An 18819-nucleotide genomic window follows, 5' to 3' on the forward strand; every position below is an offset into this window, starting at 1 on the left:
TCCTTGCGGGGTTCGGGTGGTTCAGCCGACGCGGGCGACGGCCCGTACGGGCGCGCCGTCGGCGGCGGGCAGCCGCAGCGGCAGCAGGGAGACCTCGATGGGCTCTCCCGCGGCCTGCGCGGCGAGCAGCGGGGCGAGACCGGTGAGGTTCTCGGCGATGACGGCGTGGGCGCCGCACAGGACCCGGTGGGCGGGGAAGTCGTCGGCGGGGGTGGGGTCGACGCTCAGCGCGTCGATGCCCACCGTGCGGACTCCGGCGGCGACCAGGAGTTCGGCGGCTTCCCGGGTCAGATACGGATGGGTGAGGTAGTCGTCCGTGCCCCAGTGGAGCGACCAGCCGGTGGCCACGAGCACGATCGCCCCGGGCAGCAGGCGGCCCTCGAAGAGGGACGGCCCGAGCGGCGCGCGGGGCCGCGCGCCGCGGGCGTCCACCACGACGGCCTCGCCCCAGAAGCGCTCCAGGGGCAGCTGGTCGAGGGTCGGCAGTGCGTCGTCGATGTGGAACGGCGCGTCGACATGGGTACCGGACTGCGAGCCCATGTCCAGGTGCAGGACGTTCACACCGTCGGCGGCGGCACTCAGCGCCGGGGCGACGGCCACCCGAGGATCGCCCGGGTAGACCGGCATCCCGGTGGCGATCTCCACGGAGAGGTCGACGAGGCGCACGGTGGCCTCACACTCCTTCCGCCACCGCGACCACGGGTGCGCCGCTCTCCGTGGTGATCGGCGGAACGGGCGTGTCCGAGGCGCGGACCAGGCGCGGCCCCTCGGGCCCGTAGACCTCGCGCGGCTCGGGGAAGATCCACAGCAGCGCCATGTAGACGAGCGCGGCGAGCCCGAGGCCCACCGGCAGCGAGAGGTCGACGCCGTCGGCCAGATTGCCGAGCGGACCGACGAACTGCCCCGGGACGTTGACGAACGTCAGGGCGAACACCGCCGAGACCAGCCAGGCGCCCATGCCGCGCCAGTTCCAGCCGTGCTCGAACCAGTAGCGGCCGCCGCGCTGGCGCCGGTTGAACACCTGGAGCGAGTCCGGGTCGTACCAGCCCCGACGGGTCACAAAGCCGAGCACCATGATCACCATCCAGGGGGCGGTGCAGGTGATGATCAGCGTCGCGAAGGTGGAGATGGACTGGGACAGGTTGGCGGCGAAGCGGCCGAGGAAGATGAACCCGATCGACAGCACACCGACGAACAGCGTCGCCTGCACCCGGCTGAACCTGGTGAACACGCTGGAGAAGTCCAGGCCGGTGCCGTAGAGCGAGGTGGTGCCGGTGGACAGGCCGCCGATGAGCGCGAGCAGGCACACCGGCAGGAAGTACCAGCCGGGTGCGATGGCCAGCAGGCCGCCGACGTAGTTCGGGGCGGCCGGGTCCATGTACTTCGCCGCCTTGGCCGCGATGATCGAGGCGGTGGCCAGGCCGAAGAAGAACGGCAGGATGGTGGCGATCTGGGAGGCGAACGCCGCCGTGATGACCTTGCGGCGCGGGGTATCGGCCGGGATGTACCGGGCCCAGTCGCCGAGGAAGGCGCCGAAGGACACCGGGTTGGACAGCACGATCAGCGCCGAGCCGATGAACGCGGGCCAGAACCCCGTCGTGGACGCCGAGGGGAACGCTCCCTGGTAGCCGGGGTCGAAGTCCCCGGCGAAGGCGAAGAAGCCGAGGACGAACAGCGTCGAGGCCGCCACCACCGCGATCTTGTTCACGAAGAGCATGAAGCGGAAGCCGTACACGCACACGACCAGCACCAGCAGCGCGAAGACGCCGTAGGCCAGAGCGAACACCCCGTCGTTCTGCGGTACGTCCATCAGCCGGTGCGCGCCGCCGACGAGCGCGTCGCCGGAGGACCACACCGAGATCGAGAAGAACGCGATGGCGGTGAGCAGCGACAGGAAGGAGCCGACGACCCGCCCGTGCACACCCAGGTGCGCCGAGGACGAGACCGCGTTGTTGGTGCCGTTGCGCGGGCCGAACACCGCCAGCGGGGCGAGGATCAGCGAGCCGGCCACGAGACCGAGCACGGTCGCCGTCAGGCCCTGCCAGAAGGACAGTCCGAACAGGATCGGGAAGGCGCCGAGTACGCAGGTGGCGAAGGTGTTGGCACCGCCGAAGGCGACCCGGAACAGGTCGAGGGGGGTCGCGGTGCGATCCGCATCGGGGATGCGTTCGACACCGTACTGCTCGACTTCGGTCAGGGCTGGGGAGTCCGTCATCTGTTCTCCTGGAGAGCGAGCAGGCTGATCAGGTCGTAGGCGACGTGTGACGCCGCGACCGAGGTGATCTCGGCGTGGTCGTAGGCGGGCGCGACCTCCACGACGTCCGCGCCGATCAGGCGGCTCCCGGCGAGACCGCGCAGGATCTCCAGGAGCTCCCGCGAGGTCAGGCCGCCCGCCTCCGGCGTGCCCGTGCCGGGGGCGTGGGCCGGGTCGAGGCAGTCGATGTCGATGGAGATGTACAGCGGCCGGTCCCCGATGCGCTGACGCAGCTGGTCGGCGACCTCGTCGGCGCCGCGCCGGTAGACATCGGCGGAGGTCACGATGCCGAAGCCCAGCTTCTCGTCGTCGGTGAGGTCCTGCTTGCCGTACAGCGGGCCGCGGGTGCCGACGTGCGAGAGGGCGGAGGTGTCGAGGATGCCCTCCTCCACCGCCCGGCGGAAGGGGGTGCCGTGCGTGTACTCGGCGCCGAAGTAGGTGTCCCAGGTGTCGAGGTGCGCGTCGAAGTGCAGCACCGCGACCGGGCCGTGGCGTCGCGCGGCCGCCCGCAGCAGCGGGAGGGCGATGGTGTGGTCGCCACCGATGGTGACCAGGCGGGTGCCGTCGGCCTGCAGGCCGCCCGCGGCGTCCTCGATGGTCTCGATGGCCTCGTTGATGTTGAAGGGGTTGACGGCGATGTCTCCGGCGTCGGCCACCTGCTGGGTGACGAACGGCGACACGTCGAGGCCCGGGTGGTAGGGGCGGAGCAGCCGGCTGGCCTCACGGACCGCCGTCGGTCCGAAGCGGGCGCCGGGCCGGTAGGAGACACCGGCGTCGAACGGGACACCGACCACCGCTACATCGGCGCGGGCCACCTCGTCCAGTCGCGGCAGCCGGGCGAACGTGCCAGGCCCCGCGAAGCGCGGGACCCGGGAGGAATCGACGGGCCCTCGGGGTTCGGTCATCTGTGGTGCAGTCCCTTCTCACATGCGCCGGTACGCGTCCGGTCGGCCGAGTGTGCACAGCGGGGGAACCACACGACAATCGTTTCATAAACAAAGAGCTACGCTGTTTTTGTGGCCAACAACAAACAACAACGGGTGACCGTCGGAGACCTGCTGTCGTCCCCGGCGCTCCAGCTGCGCCTGCTCGCGGGCTCGGCCGGCCTGCATCGTTCCGTCTCCTGGGCCCATGTCAGCGAGCTGGACGATCCCACGCCCTGGCTGCTCGGCGCCGAGATGATCATGACGACCGGGATAGCGATGCCGCGTTCGGCCGCCGGACAGCGGGCCTATCTGGAACGGCTCGACGACGCCGGAGTCGCCGCACTCGCCGTCTCCGCCCAGCTGCACATGCCCCCGCTGCGCCAGGCCTTCTTCGACGCGGCCGAGGAGCGGGGCATACCGGTCCTCGAGGTCCCGCTGGCCCTACCGTTCATCGCGGTGGCGCAGGAGGTCGCCGCCGCCGTCCAGGAGGACGCCCGCCACCGGCTCGGCGCACAGCTCCAGGTCTTCGGGGCGCTGCGCTGGCTGACCTCGGAGAACCTGGACACCGCGACGCTGTTCAACCGCCTGGAGAAGCTGTCCGGGTACGACATCTACCTGTGCACCACCCAGGGCCGCCCCCTGCTGCCCGGTGTGCCCGCGCCCGACGCGTCCGTGATCCCCGGCTCGGCGGACGCCCCGCCGACCATCCCCGGCGGATTCGCGCTCCCGGTGCCCTCCCCCGGTGGCGCGGCGGGCTTCCTCATCGCGTTCGAACGGGAGGGCGCGCGCCCGGCGGGGCTCGCCGTCGTCCAGCACATCGCCACGGTGGCCGCTCTCCAGCTCGCCATGGTCCGCACCGAACGCGAGACACTGCGGCGCGAAGGCGCGGAGATCCTCGCCGAACTGCTACAGGGAGCGCTCGACCCCGCCGTCGCCCAGCGCCATCTGCTGCGGCACTCCATCGAGGGCGAGACCGTCCTGGCGGTGGTCAGGGGCGTCACCGAGGACGCCGTCCTGCGCGCGCTGGAGGATCAGCCGTGCCTCCTGCTCAACCGCGGCGAGGACCGCTATCTCCTCGGCTCGCCCCGTCTGGGCGACGCGGTCGCGGCCCTCCCCGGCGTCGCCGCCGGAATGAGCCGCCCCTTCAGCCCCGGCGCCTCGCTGCGGCTGGCGCAGCGCGAGGCCCTGTGGGCGGCCTCCCACGCCGCCGCGTGCGGCCGCGCCCTCGTCCGGTACGGCGACGACGCCACCGGCCGCTGGCTGCCCGACGACCCCGCCGCGCTCACCTCCCTCGTCGACCATGTGCTGGGCGAGGCACTGCGCTACGACGCCGGTCACGGTTCACGGCTCCTGCCCTCGGTACGCACCTGGATGGAGCGCGACCGCCGTACGGAGGAGGCCGCCGCGGCGCTCCACGTCCACCCCAACACGCTCTCCTACCGCCTGCGCCGCTTCAGTGAACTCACCGGCCGCGACCTGTCCGCCACCAGCGCCTTCGCCGAGGTCTGGCTGGCCATCCGGGCCGCGGGGCAACTCGGGCTGCTCGACTGAGCCTCAGCGTTCAACCGAGCCCCCGCGTTCAACGGCCTGGTGTGCACCCTCAAGTATCACGGCTTGATCGTTTCAGCAACGTCCCCCTTTTCGTCATGGCTGGTTATGATCGGCGTCCCTCTCATTGCCGCTGAGCCGGACCGACCACCCCTGCCTCCCAGGTAGGCAGTCGGGCCCAGCTGTCGGTTTGCCCGCCCCTCCGCCCACGAGGACTGATGACTTCCACCGACCCCGAGGCCCCACGCAGGCCCACGAGAACCGGCCGACAGCGTGTCGTGCGACTTCGCACCTTGCTCATCTGGCTGGCGGTGGTGCCTACCGTCGCGATGGGCGCCCAGGTCGCCATCTCCGCGGACCGATTGATGCAGCAGTCAGCGAATCTGCGTGTCGAGGTGGGGGCGGGCCACCTCGCGGGTAAACCTTTGTACAAACTCATGGTCGCGATGCAGCGCGAGCGCGCGATAACGGCCGCCCGGTGGGCGGGGTCCCCGGTCTCCGCGGCGGATCTTCGGACCCAACGCGCGGCCACCGACCGGGCCGAGGCCGCGTTCCGCCGTTCCACCGACCACGGCCTGCCGAAGTCCGGGCAGGCGGAACACCACCTGTCCATGGTGAGGGACCAGCTGGACAATCTGGCTGCCTACCGGGAGCGCGCCGACGCTCGCCGCGGCGGTGTGGACCGCACCGTTGGCTACTACACGGGCACGATCAGCCACATCATCCGGGTGTACGAGGCGCTCAGTCATATGGACGACGCCGAGCTCACCCAGGCGACCCGTCCAGTGGTCTCGATGTTCTCGGCGTCGGAAGTGCTGGCGCAGGAGGACACGATTCTCTCCTCGGCCGGTCCGGACCAGAAGCTGACCCGCTCCGCCTTCGGCGCGTTCACCAACGCCATCGGAGCCCACCGCTTCGTCTACGACACCTGGGTCGTCCCCTATCTGCCCGCCGAAGATCAAAAGTTCCTCCGGCAGATCCTCGGCTCGGACGCGTGGAAGACCAAGACCCGGGTCGAGAGCGCGGTCATCTCCGACCACCGGGACACCTCCACCGGCGTGGCGCTGCCCCGGCAGGTCGACAGCTGGCCGACCGCCTACCACACCTTCGCCCCGGAGCTGGACAACCTCAACGTCGTAGAGCTGGACGAGGTGCTCGCGGACGCCGACGCCAAGGCCGACCAGCTGGACGCACAGGTCGCGTGGCTGATCGCGGGGAGTGCCGCCGCGCTCCTCGTCGTCGTGGCCGTCGTCGTGTTCACCACCCGCTCGGTGCTGCGCCGCATGGACAGGCTGCACCGGCGCACCGTCACCATCGCCGAGGAAACGCTGCCGGAGGTCGTATCCCGCTTGCAGCAGGGCCGGCCCATCGACGTCGACGCGCTTCCCGAGCCCCGAGGGGAGCGGGACGAGGTCGGGCGCATCAGCGACGCGTTCGCCCGAGCCGTTGCCGTCTCCATCGACGGGCACCGGCAACTGGCCGATGAGCGTCAGGGCTTCGGCATGTTCGCCGCGGGCATCGCCTCCCGGACCGGGAACCTGGTCAGCCGCCAGTTGAGTCTCACCGAGGACCTGCAGGACACCTTCGGCCACGACGAGGCGCTCCTGGCCCAGCTGATGAGGTCCGACCAGCTGACGGTCGGCATGCGGCGGCAGATCGAGAACCTGCTCATCCTGGCGGGCGGCGAGATCCCGGACCCGCACACCGAGCCCATGCGCGTCGCCGATCTGCTGCGCGAGGCCGCCTCGGAGGTCGAGGACTTCCGGCGCATCGACCGGCACGCCATGGACGAGGTCAGCGTTGAGCCGCGAGTGATCAGCCAGATCAGCCATCTCCTGGCGGAGCTGCTGGACAACGCCACTCGGTTCTCCCCGCCGGCCTCGAAGGTCATCATCAGGGCCGAGCTGGTGTCCGACGGGCTGTCGGTGGAGGTCGAGGACCGCGGTCCGCGGGTGGCTCCCGAGCGCTACGAGGAGATGAACGGGCGGCTGAGCTCCGCGTCGTACGCCGTCCTGGCGCAGAACGCCCACCGCCTCGGCCTCTTTGTGGTCGGCCACCTCGCCGACCAGCTCGGGGCCAAAGTCACCCTGCGCCGCTCGGTGTTCGGCGGGACATCCGCCGTCGTCGTCATCCCCGAGGAACACCTCGTGAAGACCGAGGAGGGACCGGCCCCCGAGCCGGCGCCCTCGCCCCCCGCACCGCGGTGCGCGGACGAGGCACCGCGGCTCGCGAACGAGCGCAAGCCCGACCTCGTCCCGCACGTCCGGTCCGCCCCTCCGGCCGACCCTGCTCCCACCCGGTCGGAGCTGCCGCGCCGGCAGAGCACCAAGCCGAAGGCGGACCGGGCCCAGGCGGCGGACCCGGCCCAGGCGGCGGACCGCCCCGCCCGGCCACCCCTCCCCGAGCGCGTCCCACAGAGCCACCTCGCCGGGCAGCTCCGGGAGCCACGCGCGACGGATCAGATCGGCCAGGACGCCGCGACGCCGGAAGAAGTGGCCGAGGCCTGGGCGGACTACGAAGACGGCACCGAAAAAGTAGAAGCAGAGCTCCGACGGGATCAGCCATGACGACGCCTAACGATGCGATCTACAGCATCCTGGACAACAACCTGAGCAGAATCGCCGGAATCGAGGGGGCCGTACTCCTGTCCAACGACGGGATCAAGCTCAGCGCCTACTTGCTGGAACGGGACCAGGCGGAGCGGGTGGCCGCGGCGTCCTCCGGTATCGCGGCCACGATGAAGGCGATCTCCCGGGAGATCGCCGGCGGCCGGGTGATCCGCCAGCTGGTGGAGATGGACGACAGATATCTGTGCATCGTCGGGTGCGGGGAGGGCAGCACGCTCATCGTGGTGACCTCCCGCAAGGCGCGCCTCGGTGAGCTGGGTGGCGAAGCGGTGCGGGCGTCGCAGGCGCTCGGTGAGTGGCTGGGCACCCCCGAGCGCGTACGGGGCGCCAAGCCGTAATGGCGGACGACCCGGCACCCGGAAAGCCCCGCCGACCGCGGCTGTACGCCCTGACCGATGGGCGTACAGCCGCCCCCCGCACGGTGCTGACCATGGACACGATGATCACGGCGACGGCCGCCGCGGACGCCCAGAGCAGCCTGTCCACCGAGTGGCAGGCCATCCTCGACATGTGCCGGCCGCCCAACGGGCGCGCGGTCGCCGAGATCGCCGCCCGTATGGGGATGCGCCTCACCCCGATGGCGGTCCTTCTCGGCGAACTCGCGGACCGCGGTCTGATCCACCACCAGCCGCCCCTCGAAGCGGCCGAGACCTCCAATGTCCATCTGCTCATGAGAATCAGGGACAGCCTTGCCCGAATATGACACCGCTCCCCAGGAAGAGTCCCCTGTCAAGATCTTGATCGCCGGGGGATTCGGCGTCGGCAAGACGACCCTGGTCGAAGCGATCTCCGAGATCGAACCGCTGCGCACCGAGGAACGACTGACGGCCGCGGGCGTCGGGGTCGATGATCTCGACGGCATCGAGGCCAAGACGGCGACCACCGTCGCGATGGACTTCGGCCGTATCACCCTCCCCGACGCCGGAGTCGTCCTGTATCTGTTCGGCACCCCGGGCCAGGAACGTTTCTGGTTCATGTGGGACGACCTGCTGCACGGGGCGCTGGGAGCGATCGTGCTGGTCGACACCCGCCGCCTGGACCGCAGCTTCGCGGCCGTGGATTTCTTCGAGAACCGCGGACTGCCGTTCGTCGTCGGCGCGAACTGCTTCAACGGCGAGCAGCTGTACACCGCCGAGGACATCAGGGCGGCCCTGCACCTGAACAATCCGGACACGCCCATCCTCATGCTCGACGCCCGCTCCCATGACGAGGTCCGCGGCGCGCTGCTCGCGCTCCTGGACCTGCTCATCGCCAAGGCGCAGGAGTCGGCTCAGGTGTGACGGCAGGCCGGCCGCCGGGCAGGTTCTCTACGACGTGGCGGGCGCGGTCCGAGGTGCGGCGAATCTCGTGCGGAGGCCGGCGCTGTAGCGGCGGAGGAGCAGGATGGCGGTGGCGGCGAGGCCGGTGAGCAGGCCGAGCCAGATGCCGAGGGTGTGGAGCCCGACGGCACAGCCAAGGACCCACGAGGCGGGCAGACCGATCGCTTCGGCGTCCTTGGCGCCGCTGGTGTCCAAGAAGGGGCTCAGTACCAGGTCGGGCAGCGTGAGGTAGAGGAGTCCCACCACGACCATGACTGCGGCGGCGCAGGCCAGCGCGGTGTTCTTGATGCCCGGGGCGGTCTCGGTGCGGCCGAGCGCAAGTTCGCGGCTGATATTGATGGACGCGGCGTGGGAGAGTCCGACGGCGACCTGGAAGACGATGTGGACGAGAAGTCACCTCGGCACTCGACCCGGCGACGGCCACGGCCCTGATGGAACTCCTCACGCACCTGCGGGCCGAACGCCGACTGACCCTTGTCCTCGTCAGCCATGAACCGGACCTCATCACCGCCTACACCGACGCCGTCCACGTTCTGTCCGAAGGACGCGCACACACAGCGACCACAAGTGAATGCCGTGCGCCTTCGCGAGTACAATCGGCACCATCAGGGACAGGGCCGCGTGACAGCGAGCGGAGGCCTTCCATGACTGAGCCAACCCCCTCCCAGGCCGCAGGCAAGCGGGACACCCGTGGCGACCGCAAGGAAACCCCTCACCCCGACTTCCTGAGGACGACTCCCTCACAAGCCGAAGGGGAGCGCGACGACGAAGCAGACACCGGTCACCCCGACTTCCTGAGGACGACTCCCTCGCAGGCCGAAGGCGAGCGGGACTAGGGAGCGACCCACCGGCCGTCAGCCCTGGTCACCGGTGCAGATCCCGTTCTGCCAGGCCCAGGCGGCGATCTCGACACGGTTGCGGGCGGCGAGTTTGCGCTGCACGTTGCCCAGGTGGGTCTTGACCGTGGACAGGGTGACATAGAGCTCGGCGGCCAGTTCCTCGTTGGTGCGGCCACGGGCGACCAGGCGGCCAGAACGCGCCAGCCGCCGCCGTCCCGCGGTCCGACGGTGAGGCCTGCTGACCTCCTCGATCCGCTCGGCCAGACCGACCAGGCCGTAGCCGCGCCTCGCCGCCGTCTCACCAGCGGCCGGTGCGCCGGCCCCGGCCGTCGTCGGTCACCGCCACCTCCAGCCGGTCCGGGGCGCCGGGCCGCACGCCGACCCGCACCTCGACCCGGCCGGCTCCGGTGGCGTGCTTGCGGACGTTGGTCAGTGACTCCTGCACCATGTGGTGGACCGTGGTGGTGATCTCGGGCGGGAGCGGGCGGTCGGCGAGCCGCGGGTCGAGGGTCAGGGTGGCGGGCGGTCCCACCGCGGAGAACTCCTGGGTGAGGTCCTCCAGACCGCCCAGGTCGCCGGTGGGACGGGTCGTCGCGGGTGCGGCGGTGGCCCGCAGGTTGGAAACCATGGCGCGCATCGACCCCAGCGCCTGTGATCCGGCCCGCTCGATCCGGTCGAGCATCCGGTCCAGGCCCTCCGGGGACTGGGCGTGGCCGGCCGCGGCCGTGAAGCGCGCGGCCTTGGTCTGGGCGACGATCGCCGTGACGTGGTGCGCCACGAAGTCATGGACGGCCGCGGCGCCGATGGCACAGCCGGTGACGACACCGAGGGCGGAGCCGAGGAGCCTCCCTCTGGCCGGGACGCCAGGCCGCCCGCATCCCGATGCTGCAGGCCATCACGGTGGACACGGAATGACGATCCCGGTGCCGGATGGCGTATCAGCGACGGCGGGTGCCGGGATGCCTGCCGAGACTGGGAGAGGAGGCGGGCGGCTGCCCGTTACGTTCCCTGACGGGAGTTGAGGAGTCATGCTCATGCCAGACCGCAAGGATCTCGGACTGCTCGCGCTGCGCCTCGGAGTCGGCGGGGTGCTGTTCGCACACGGGACGCAGAAGCTCTTCGGCTGGTTCGGCGGCGGTGGTCTGGACGCCACCGCCGAGGCCATGGAGGCCATGGGCTTCCGCCCGGGGCGGAGCAGTGCGGTGGCGGCGGGGCTGGGCGAGGCGGGCGGTGGGCTGCTGCTCGCTCTCGGCTTCGCCACCCCCGCCGCCGGAGCCGCGGCCGCCGGCACGATGGCCGGTGCGGTGTCCGTGCACGCCCCGGCCGGATTCTGGGCCCAGTCGGGAGGCTACGAATACGCGGCACTGCTGGGGTGCTCGGCGGCGGCACTCGGGATCTCGGGGCCCGGCCGCTACTCCCTCGACCATGTCACCTGCCATGTGCTGGACCGGCCCTGGCTGATCGTCACGGCGTTCAGCACGAGCGCGTTGGCGGCAGCCGCGGTGATCAAACGCCGGATCGCGGTGAGCGCCCAGCACGCGGAGCAGGTGGGCGCGGGCGAAGACGGCCAGACGGGCAGCGGACGCTGACAGCACGTCAGACCAGGACGGCGGCCAGCTGGCGCAGGTCCTCCAGTTGCCGGTCGAGTGTCTCCGCGAGGGGCTGCACGCACACATGGTCGGCACCGGCCCGGTAGTGCGCCTGAATGTGCTCGGCCAGCGTCTCCGGGTCGCCCCAGGGGACGACCGCGTCAATGAGCGCGTCGCTGCCTCCGTCCTTGAAGTCGGAGTCGGAGAAGCCCAGCTCGCGCAGGTTGTTCAGATAGTTGGGCAGCGTGAGGTAGAAGGACGCGTATCCGCGGGCGGTGTCCCGCGCCCGCTCGGGGTCGGTGTCGACCACCACCGCCTGCTCGGGGGCGAGGAGGGGATCGGGGCCGAGGGTCTGCCGGGCCCTGCGGCTGTGTTCGGGCGTGACGAAGTAGGTGTGGGCTCCCTGGGCCCGCGTCGCGGCGAGCTTCAGCATGTTCGTGCGCAGCGCGGCGAGCACGCGCGGCACCGGCTCGGGCAACGGTGCGTCGTAGGGCGTGGCGTCCATGGCGTCGAGGTAGGCCCGCATGGTGGACACCGGCTTGCCGTAGTCGTGTCCGCGGGTGGTCACCAACGGGCTGTGGCTGACGCCGAGGCCCTGCACGAAGCGGCTCTGCCACGCTTCGGAGAGTGTCTTGGCGCCGTTGGCCGCGGCGGTGGCGTCGCGTCCGTAGATGTTGGCGATGCCGGTGGCGATCATCATGTGCCGGCTCGCGGAGAGCAGGACGGCCGCGTGGGTCAGCGACTCCTTTCCGTTGGGGAACTCCACGAACCACAGCGTCCCGTAACCGAGTTCCTCGATGGCGGCGACGGCGCGCCGCTCCTCGTCCGCCGCCGCCGTGGACAGCGACGAGAGCCATACGCCCGTGCGGCCCAGGCGCTGTTTGAGGGCGGGCAGGTCCACGGGCGGGGGTGCGGTGCGTTCAGCCATGCCGGTGCTCCTCGCTGTCCTTGCTCTGTCCTGTCGGTGCGCCACCCCGGGGGTCAGTTGCCATAGACGCGCTCGGGGTGGACGAAGACGGCGGCCCGGCGCTCTTCGGCCATCGCGCGGTCGTAGGCCGCCCAGTCGTCGTGCGTGCCGCCCGCGGCGGTGAAGATCTCGCGCAGCAGCAGGCGGAGGCGCTCGCCGTCGATGCCGTCGAACGGGTCGTCGGGCCCCGCGATCTCGGCGCGGCCCTCGACGGTGGCCCAGCTCCACCCGGCGCGGAAGGTGAGGGCGGTACGCGGTCGTGCACGCAGGTTGGCGAGTTTGGTGCGGCCGTAGGTGACGAAGGCGACCACCGGCTCGTCGGTCACCGGGTGGTCGGTGACCCCGGCGTTGACCACCGACGCCTGGACCGAGCCATCGGCACGGGTCGTCGCCACGACCGCCAGGTTGTGGTCGGCCGCGGCGATCCGGGCCACATCCTTCAGATCCGTCATCAGGTGCCTCTCCGGTGCGGGGCATGCCATGGCGTACCCGGTCGTGGCCGTACCCGATGGTGCGGCCGGGGAAGCGGGGCGGGCCGGGTCATTCCACGATGGCTCCAGCGGTCTGCGGCCGCACCCCGGGGCGTCCTCCCCGGTGGGTGCCCCGGGCCCAGGGGCACCCATCCGGCGGACGCGCTCCGGAGCCACCGCGGACACCGATCCCGGCCGACTGGATGGTGGACCTGGGGCCGGGCGGCGGCGACGCGGGCGGCCGCGTCGTCGCCGCCGGAAGGCCGTCGGAGGTGGCCCGGACACCCGGGAGCCGGACGGCGGAATACCTGGCACGCCGGCACGCCGGCTGACGCCCTCCGCGGTCCGGTCCGCCGGTCTACAGGGTCGACGGACCGTTCCAGTCGGCTGCCACATGGCCGATGCGCACCCGCTGCGGGTGGTCGCCGACCGATACGGAGGCGACCTTCTTCCCCGTCGTGAAGTCGATCGCGGTGACCTGGTCGGCACCGCTCTCGGAGACGATGCAGGACGTGCCGTCGCCACTCACCGTCGCCCAGTACGGCTTCGAGGCCGGCACCAGGGGGCCCTCCTGAAACGAGGCCCGGTCGACGACCGTCGCGTAGTCGTCCATCGTCCCGGCGACGCACAGCTTGTTCCCGTCAGGGCTCATCGACAGGCCGTGGTGGCGGGAGTCGTTGACCCATGTGGTGCGGTCCTCGCTGGTCGCCGGGTTCTTCGGGAGGGTCTTCGCACGGGTGATCTTGTCCGTGGCCACGTCGTACTCCAGGAATCCGTTGAAGAAGGAAACCTGGAAGTAGAGCTTTGACCCGTCGGGTGTGAAGGCGACGGGCCGGACGGCGTCGGACAGGTCCTTGCGGCCGAAGGCGTCGAGCGTTCACGCATGTCGATGACCTTGACCTGCTTGAACGTGTCCGCGTTGACCACGGTGATGCGCCGGTCGCCCTTCGTCCAGTCCATCGACGGATCGTCCAGCGCGGTGTTGACCTCGCCGATCGACATGTTCCAGACGTACCTGCCACCGTCGGTGAAGACGTTCTCATGGGGCTTGTCCCCGGTGGCGAACGAGCCGAGCTGCTTTCCCGTCTCGATATCGAGCACATGCACCGTGTTCGACGTCGACGCCGACACCGCGACGCGCTTGCCGTCGGGTGATACGGCCATGTGGTCCGAGCGGAATCCCGATACGGGAAAACGCCAGTTGACCCTGCCCGTCGCGAGATCGATCGACACCACGTCGGCGAAGCTCGGCCGGGAGACGACGAGGGCCGAACCGTCCGGGGTGGAGTACATGTCGTCCACGAACTGGTCGTGTCCTTCACCCGGCCCCTGCCGGATCCCAAGGAAGAACGCGAGCTTGATGGGGTTGACGTAGATCTCCGCGAGCCGCTGCCCCTTGTCGGGTATGACGTTGATCCGACCGATCCCGGCGAGGTCGCCGCTGGACTTGATGACGTCGGCGGTGCCGTCCCAGTTGTTGCCCACGAACATCACTTCCCGCAGCCCGGCCGTGCCGGCGCGGGCGTCGGCCGATGCCGGCGCCGGCCGAGCGGCGGCGGTCACCGCCGCGGAACCGGTCACGGCCAGTGCCACCGCGGCGGCGAGGGAGACCGACAGTACTCGCCGGGTACGCCAGGCTGCACGGACAGGCATGGTCACTCCATTCGAGGTGGCGGGACTGTCGTCGTCATCACGGCTCTGCCGATGGAGCGGGGCGGGGCGGCAGGGCGCCGCTTACCGGAAAGTAATGAAGGGAGTTGCGTCCCACAAGAGTTGGGACCCAGAAAAATGACACCCACTCACCTTCCGCTCCCGTGGCGGGTTCGAGAAGGCCTCGACCCGGCCCACCCGTGAGCCGGGCTGCGGGCCCGGCGCGCGGCCTCGGCGCGGAGCCGTTCAGACCGCTGGACCCGAGGACGCCCCGGCCGGAGCCGTCCTGAGGTGGTCGGCGCCCGAGCGCACCGCCCACACGAACACGCCAAGCGCGAGGGCGCCCACCGCCACCGAGTCGTACGGCGCCGGCAGGCGGCCGGAACCGCCGAAGGTACCGAGCCACGACAGCGGGGTCAGCGCGGCCGGATGGAAGACCAGCCAGGCGCCGTGCCGCAGCTCGTCGCGCGCCGAACGTCCGGCTCCGGTGGCTGGTTCTGCGGCCGCACGTGGCACGTCTCCTCGGTGGTGCAGGACATACGAGTGCCCAGCGTGCCACGCGTGAGGGCAGGGACCGTCGAGGGGGTTACCGCTTGACGTGCGGATACAGGGTCCAACGGCGTGGCAGGTGCCGCCGAGCGGACGAATCGGCGGCCGTCCACGACAATGAAAGGGAGGTGCCCGCGGTACGGCCCCGGCCTTACGGCCCGGAGCGACGGGCACCCCGGCGCGGACCCGCACCGCACACGCAATCGCGGGAGGACCCCATGACCGAATCGACACCGCCCCACCACGACCCCGTGGATGTCGAAGGCCGGGCGCAGCGGCCGTTCTCCGAGCACGCGGCCATGGCCAGGGCGTTCCCCGGCGGCGGGATGACCTTGGGGGCCATTACACCGCTGGAGGGCTTCGACGGTCCCGTGCCCTCCCTGGCCGGGCACACCGAGCTGATCCAGCAGGCCGAGCGGGTGGGCTTCGCCTCGGTGTGGGTCCGGGACGTGCCGCTGCTGGACCCCCACTTCGGGGACACCGGCCAGGTCTTCGACCCCTGGGTCTACCTGGGCCATCTCGCCGCCTCCACCACCTCGATCACGCTCGGCACCGCGAGCATCGTGCTGCCGCTCCGGCACCCGCTGCACACCGCCAAGGCGGCCGCTTCGGTGGACCAGCTGTGCGGGGGGCGGCTCCTGCTGGGCATCGCCACCGGGGACCGGCTCGTCGAGTTCCCGGCGTTCGGGCAGGACGTCGAGACCCGCGGCGAGAGGTTCCGGCAGTCGCTGGAGTACTTCCGCGTCGTCCTTGAGCACCGGTTCCCCGACGTCGACTCACCGCTCGGCCGGATGCACGGCACCGATCTGCTGCCCAAGCCGGTGTACGAGCGGGTCCCTGTCCTGATGACGGGGCGGGGCAGGCAGGACGTCAACTGGATCGCCGCCAACACCGACGGCTGGCTGTACTACACCCCGCCGTTCCAGCAGCAGGCGGAGAACATCCAGCTGTGGCGGAAGCTGACCAGCGGCGAGGGCGGCAGAGGGTTCAAGCCGTACGCCCAGGCCACCTATCTGGACCTGAGCGAGAACCGGCTGGCTCTGCCCCGCCGCATCCACCAGGGCTTCTCGGTGGGCCGCGAGTCGTTCCTGCAGATGCTGCAGGCCTGGCAGAACATCGGCATCGACCAGCTGATGATCAACTTCAAGCACAGCCGCCGTCCGGTCGCCGAGGTGATCGACGAACTGGCCGAATACGTACTGCCGCACTTCCCGCCCGGTCGCACCACCGAGCGTGAGCGGGAGCCGCGCTCCACGGTCCGGCCCGGGGCCTGACCCCTATACCGGACCGGCGGCGCGGGATCATGTGCCGCCCAGGACGCCGTCGTGCAGCTGTCCCTCCGCGTAGTCGCAGGTGCCCTCGGCCCGGAACTGCAGCGCCGCCCGCGTGACCTCCGCCCCCAGCCCGCGCAGCTGTGCCGCGACCGACGGATCCGTGAGGTTCGCGTCGGGGTCGAACACCTGGGTCGACCGCGGGACGGCGATGACCAGCGGGACGGACCAGCCACGCAGCGCCCGGACGATGAAATCCATCGAGTTGATCGCCTGCAGGCCCTGCACCCCTCCGGCGGTGGTCAGCATCCCGACGGGCTTGTTGGTGAGGTAGGGCGGGTCGCGGTCGGCGAGGATGGTGAGCCAGTCCACCGCGTTCTTGAACGCGCCGCTGACCGACCCGTGGTACGTCGGACTGCTCCACAGCAGGGCGTCGGCCCCATGGATGGTGTCGGCCAGAAAACGGGCGGCCGGCGGGATCCCGTGCTCGGGCGTGTAGAACGGCAGATCGAGCCCGCTGAGGGGCATCACTTCCGTGGCGGCGCCCGCGGCGGCCGCCCCCTCGATCGCCACCCGCAGGGCCGCGAGGCTGGTCGAGGGGGTCCGCAGTGAACCGCCCATGCCGACGACGAGCACCGGGTGCGCCATCCTGGTCCACCCCTTCCGGCGAATTCGGTTCCTCGCCGTCCGGCTGCGTAGCGGCTTCGGACCACGCCACGCTCCCGGCGGCGCCGGAGGGCGGAGCACGGCTTCTTCAGGCCATCACCACTGGCACAGTCGTGCAACTCAGCGTTTTGATCTTCAGATCACGCCGGCCGGCCGGACGTCGGAGCCACCCGGGAAGTCCTGGCCGGACAGACTCGTGAGCAGCGCCTGGAGCGTCTGCTCAAGATGATGGCGGCACGCGGCCTCGGCGGCCCGCGCATCCCCCCGCGTGATCGCCCGCAGCATGGCCCGGTGCTCCCCCAGCGAGGTCAGCATGCGCCACGGCCCGCTGTGCGCGAGATGGCGCAGCCGCGAGGTCTCACTGCGCAGATCACTGATCGTCCGGGCCAGGTAGGCGTTGCGGCACTCGGCGATCATCGCCCGGTCGAAGGCGTCGCTCAGCTCGTAGAAGTCTTGGAGTGACCGTGCCTGCTGCCGCTGCTCCCGCGCCCGAAAGGATTTCTCGAAGTCGTCCAGCCGGTCCAGCAGCTCACGGAAGGGGTCCACAGAGCGGTCGTCCTGAGCGGCGGCAAAGGCGAGAAGCGCGGCGGCCCGCGGCTCGACGAGCATCCGGAAGTCGGACAGGGCACACACATCGCCCAGCGCGATCGGGGCCACCCGCGCCACCTCAACCGGGTACGAAGTCGACCAGCCGTTGCTCAGAGCCTCAGCGGCTCTCAGCATTCCGGGCATTTCGACCGGGAAAGTCCGTCACGTCACCAAAGCGTGAGGGCTTCGGCTTGAGTACGGTCTCTCGCTTCCTCCTGCCGCTGGTGCGGCAGGGTTGCGCCACCTGCCCGCCCCGCCTCCGCCTTGCGGCGGGGGCGGGTAGCGCGGGTCTTACGGTCGGCTCCACGAGGCTTCGACACCGCCGGGGCGGTGTCCTGGTCTCCGGCCACTCCGGTACCAGTTGCTGCGGCTGCCGCGAGCGCGGCGAGGTTGAGTGCGGCGTTGTCGTCCCGGTCGATGACCAGGCCGCAGGCGTCGCATTCGTAGATCCGGACGTGCAGCGGCAGCTTGGCTCTCACAGCGCCGCACCCGGAACAGGTCTTCGAGGAGGGGTACCAGCGGTCTGCGACCACGATGCGGGTGGCGTGGCGCTGGCGGGTCTTGTAGTCGAGCTGGCGGCGGATCTCACCGAACCCGGCGTCGGCGATCCGGCGGGCGAGGCGCCGGTTGCGGAGCATGCCGGCGACGTTGAGGTCTTCGATGACGACGGTGCCGTACTCGGCTGCAACGGCGGTGGTGAGCTTGTGCAGGGCGTCTTCGCGGAGGTTGGCGACCCGGTGGTGCACGCGGTTGCGGGCGGCGTTGGCCTTCTCCCACCGGCGGGACGGCTTCTGTCCGGTGCGCCGGTCGGGGCCCTGGCGTCGGGAGACGGTACGGGAGGCGCGGCGCAGCTGCTTACGGGCCCGGTCGTAGTGCCCGGGGTTGGTGACGGTGCGGATCTCACCGGCGCTGTCGGCCATGACCGCGAGGGCCTTCACCCCGAGGTCGATCCCGACCACCGTGTCCGGCCGCGCCACGCGTTCGAGGTCCCGCTTGGCCTCGACCTGGAAGGAGGCGAACCAGCGTCCGCGTTCGTGTCGCACCGTGGCGGACAGGATGCGGGCGGTCCCGGCCTGTACGCGGGCGAGCAGTTTGGCGGTGGGCTCATGGGTGCGGATCGCGCCGAGCCGGGGCAGCGTCACGTGCCGGCCGGCCGCCTCGAGGCGGATGGTGCCGGTGGTGAACCGGCAGGACAGACGCGCCTTCCGCTTCGACTTGAACCGCGGCGCACCCATCCGCTTGCCGCTCCGTTTGCCGTTCTTCGACTTGGCGTAGTTGTCGAACGCCGCAGCCGCGTTGGCCAGGCCGGTGTTGTACGCCTCCTTGGAGTTCTCCTCCCACCAGGCCGCGAACCTGGGATCGGTGTGCTTGGCGGCGTTGAACGCCTTCCGCAGCGACGGCAGCGACCACGGCCGCCAATCCGTCAGCTCCGACTCAGGGACGCCATAGGACTCCTCCGCGCGGCGCTGCCACCACGACGCCTCAACCCATCCGACAGCCCAGTTGTACGCGGCACGCGCCGCACCGCAGTGCGAACGCAACGCGGCCTCCTGGGC

General features: G+C 70.8%; 18 protein-coding genes and 3 pseudogenes. 8 read left to right on the top strand and 13 right to left on the bottom strand.

Going from position 1 to position 18819, the window contains the following annotated elements; genetic code table 11:
• Positions 1 to 21 precede the first annotated feature (21 nt).
• From ABZS71_RS19255 to speB, 3 genes are read right to left on the bottom strand one after another with little or no spacing between them, the layout of a single operon-like run.
• Positions 22 to 666 carry a cyclase family protein gene (locus ABZS71_RS19255; protein WP_355844695.1) on the bottom strand — a complete coding sequence of 215 codons (645 nt, stop codon included), beginning with the start codon at positions 664 to 666 and terminating at the stop codon, positions 22 to 24.
• 7 nt (positions 667 to 673) lie between these two features.
• Positions 674 to 2215, bottom strand: a complete 1542-nt coding sequence (locus ABZS71_RS19260) for a cytosine permease (protein WP_356211606.1) — start codon at positions 2213 to 2215, stop codon at positions 674 to 676.
• The gene (gene speB, locus ABZS71_RS19265) at positions 2212 to 3159 is read right to left on the bottom strand and encodes an agmatinase (protein ID WP_355844701.1); all 948 of its coding nucleotides are present in this window, start codon (positions 3157 to 3159) and stop codon (positions 2212 to 2214) included. Before speB ends, ABZS71_RS19260 begins: the two co-directional genes overlap by 4 nt.
• Before the next feature lie 111 nt (positions 3160 to 3270).
• Between speB and ABZS71_RS19270 the strand changes: the two genes are divergently transcribed.
• The 5 genes from ABZS71_RS19270 (at position 3271) to ABZS71_RS19290 (ending at position 8635) form a co-directional block, all read left to right on the top strand.
• A complete protein-coding gene (locus ABZS71_RS19270; RefSeq protein WP_356211608.1) occupies positions 3271 to 4731 on the top strand; it encodes a PucR family transcriptional regulator ligand-binding domain-containing protein in 1461 nt (486 codons plus the stop codon).
• Positions 4732 to 5006: 275 nt separating this feature from the next.
• Positions 5007 to 7295, top strand: a complete 2289-nt coding sequence (locus ABZS71_RS19275) for a sensor histidine kinase (RefSeq protein ID WP_356211611.1) — start codon at positions 5007 to 5009, stop codon at positions 7293 to 7295.
• Positions 7292 to 7693 carry a roadblock/LC7 domain-containing protein gene (locus tag ABZS71_RS19280; protein WP_355844710.1) on the top strand — a complete coding sequence of 134 codons (402 nt, stop codon included), beginning with the start codon at positions 7292 to 7294 and terminating at the stop codon, positions 7691 to 7693. The genes ABZS71_RS19275 and ABZS71_RS19280 overlap by 4 nt, the downstream gene beginning before the upstream one ends.
• Positions 7693 to 8058, top strand: coding sequence for a DUF742 domain-containing protein (locus ABZS71_RS19285; protein ID WP_355844713.1), 366 nt, complete (start codon positions 7693 to 7695; stop codon positions 8056 to 8058). The genes ABZS71_RS19280 and ABZS71_RS19285 overlap by 1 nt, the downstream gene beginning before the upstream one ends.
• Positions 8045 to 8635: an ATP/GTP-binding protein gene (locus ABZS71_RS19290; protein ID WP_355844716.1), complete on the top strand. Its 591-nt coding sequence runs from the start codon at positions 8045 to 8047 to the stop codon at positions 8633 to 8635. The genes ABZS71_RS19285 and ABZS71_RS19290 overlap by 14 nt, the downstream gene beginning before the upstream one ends.
• Before the next feature lie 27 nt (positions 8636 to 8662).
• On the opposite strand, the gene ABZS71_RS19295 is transcribed toward ABZS71_RS19290, so the two are convergent.
• Entirely contained in the window at positions 8663 to 8920 is a 258-nt protein-coding gene (locus ABZS71_RS19295; protein ID WP_356211614.1) for a hypothetical protein, read from the bottom strand.
• A 398-nt stretch (positions 8921 to 9318) separates the two neighbouring features.
• Here ABZS71_RS19295 and ABZS71_RS19300 point away from each other — a divergent pair, with 398 nt between their 5' ends.
• Positions 9319 to 9510, top strand: coding sequence for a hypothetical protein (locus tag ABZS71_RS19300; RefSeq protein ID WP_355844722.1), 192 nt, complete (start codon positions 9319 to 9321; stop codon positions 9508 to 9510).
• Positions 9511 to 9528: 18 nt separating this feature from the next.
• On the opposite strand, the pseudogene ABZS71_RS19305 reads toward ABZS71_RS19300, so the two are convergent.
• Positions 9529 to 9702 (bottom strand): annotated as a pseudogene (locus ABZS71_RS19305) (helix-turn-helix transcriptional regulator); the annotation flags it as partial.
• A gap of 109 nt (positions 9703 to 9811) precedes the next feature.
• Positions 9812 to 10291 (bottom strand): histidine kinase, encoded by a 480-nt coding sequence (locus ABZS71_RS19310; protein ID WP_356211616.1) that lies wholly within the window; start codon positions 10289 to 10291, stop codon positions 9812 to 9814.
• Positions 10292 to 10541: 250 nt separating this feature from the next.
• Here ABZS71_RS19310 and ABZS71_RS19315 point away from each other — a divergent pair, with 250 nt between their 5' ends.
• Positions 10542 to 11102 (top strand): DoxX family membrane protein, encoded by a 561-nt coding sequence (locus ABZS71_RS19315; RefSeq protein WP_355844728.1) that lies wholly within the window; start codon positions 10542 to 10544, stop codon positions 11100 to 11102.
• Between the two features lie 7 nt (positions 11103 to 11109).
• Here ABZS71_RS19315 and ABZS71_RS19320 read toward each other — a convergent pair whose 3' ends face one another.
• The 4 genes and pseudogenes from ABZS71_RS19320 to ABZS71_RS19335 all read right to left on the bottom strand — a co-directional run.
• Positions 11110 to 12030, bottom strand: coding sequence for a TIGR03620 family F420-dependent LLM class oxidoreductase (locus ABZS71_RS19320; protein ID WP_355844731.1), 921 nt, complete (start codon positions 12028 to 12030; stop codon positions 11110 to 11112).
• Positions 12031 to 12083: 53 nt separating this feature from the next.
• Positions 12084 to 12521 (bottom strand): TIGR03618 family F420-dependent PPOX class oxidoreductase, encoded by a 438-nt coding sequence (locus ABZS71_RS19325; RefSeq protein WP_355844734.1) that lies wholly within the window; start codon positions 12519 to 12521, stop codon positions 12084 to 12086.
• A 376-nt stretch (positions 12522 to 12897) separates the two neighbouring features.
• Positions 12898 to 14192, bottom strand: a pseudogene (locus tag ABZS71_RS19330) (YncE family protein).
• A gap of 243 nt (positions 14193 to 14435) precedes the next feature.
• Positions 14436 to 14651 (bottom strand): annotated as a pseudogene (locus tag ABZS71_RS19335) (amino acid transporter); the annotation flags it as partial.
• Positions 14652 to 14956: 305 nt separating this feature from the next.
• Here ABZS71_RS19335 and ABZS71_RS19340 point away from each other — a divergent pair.
• Positions 14957 to 16012, top strand: coding sequence for an LLM class oxidoreductase (locus ABZS71_RS19340; protein ID WP_356211619.1), 1056 nt, complete (start codon positions 14957 to 14959; stop codon positions 16010 to 16012).
• A 27-nt stretch (positions 16013 to 16039) separates the two neighbouring features.
• Here ABZS71_RS19340 and ABZS71_RS19345 read toward each other — a convergent pair whose 3' ends face one another.
• From ABZS71_RS19345 to tnpB, 3 genes are all read right to left on the bottom strand, one after another.
• Positions 16040 to 16657 (bottom strand): NAD(P)H-dependent oxidoreductase, encoded by a 618-nt coding sequence (locus ABZS71_RS19345; RefSeq protein WP_356211620.1) that lies wholly within the window; start codon positions 16655 to 16657, stop codon positions 16040 to 16042.
• A 153-nt stretch (positions 16658 to 16810) separates the two neighbouring features.
• Entirely contained in the window at positions 16811 to 17332 is a 522-nt protein-coding gene (locus ABZS71_RS19350) for an FCD domain-containing protein (protein WP_356211621.1), read from the bottom strand.
• A gap of 98 nt (positions 17333 to 17430) precedes the next feature.
• Positions 17431 to 18819, bottom strand: a 1389-nt coding sequence (gene tnpB / locus ABZS71_RS19355) for an IS607 family element RNA-guided endonuclease TnpB (RefSeq protein ID WP_356211623.1), incomplete at its 5' end; no start/stop codon positions are given.

It is taken from the genome of Streptomyces sp. NPDC005393 (genome assembly GCF_040606675.1).
In the GTDB taxonomy this organism is placed as follows: domain Bacteria; phylum Actinomycetota; class Actinomycetes; order Streptomycetales; family Streptomycetaceae; genus Streptomyces.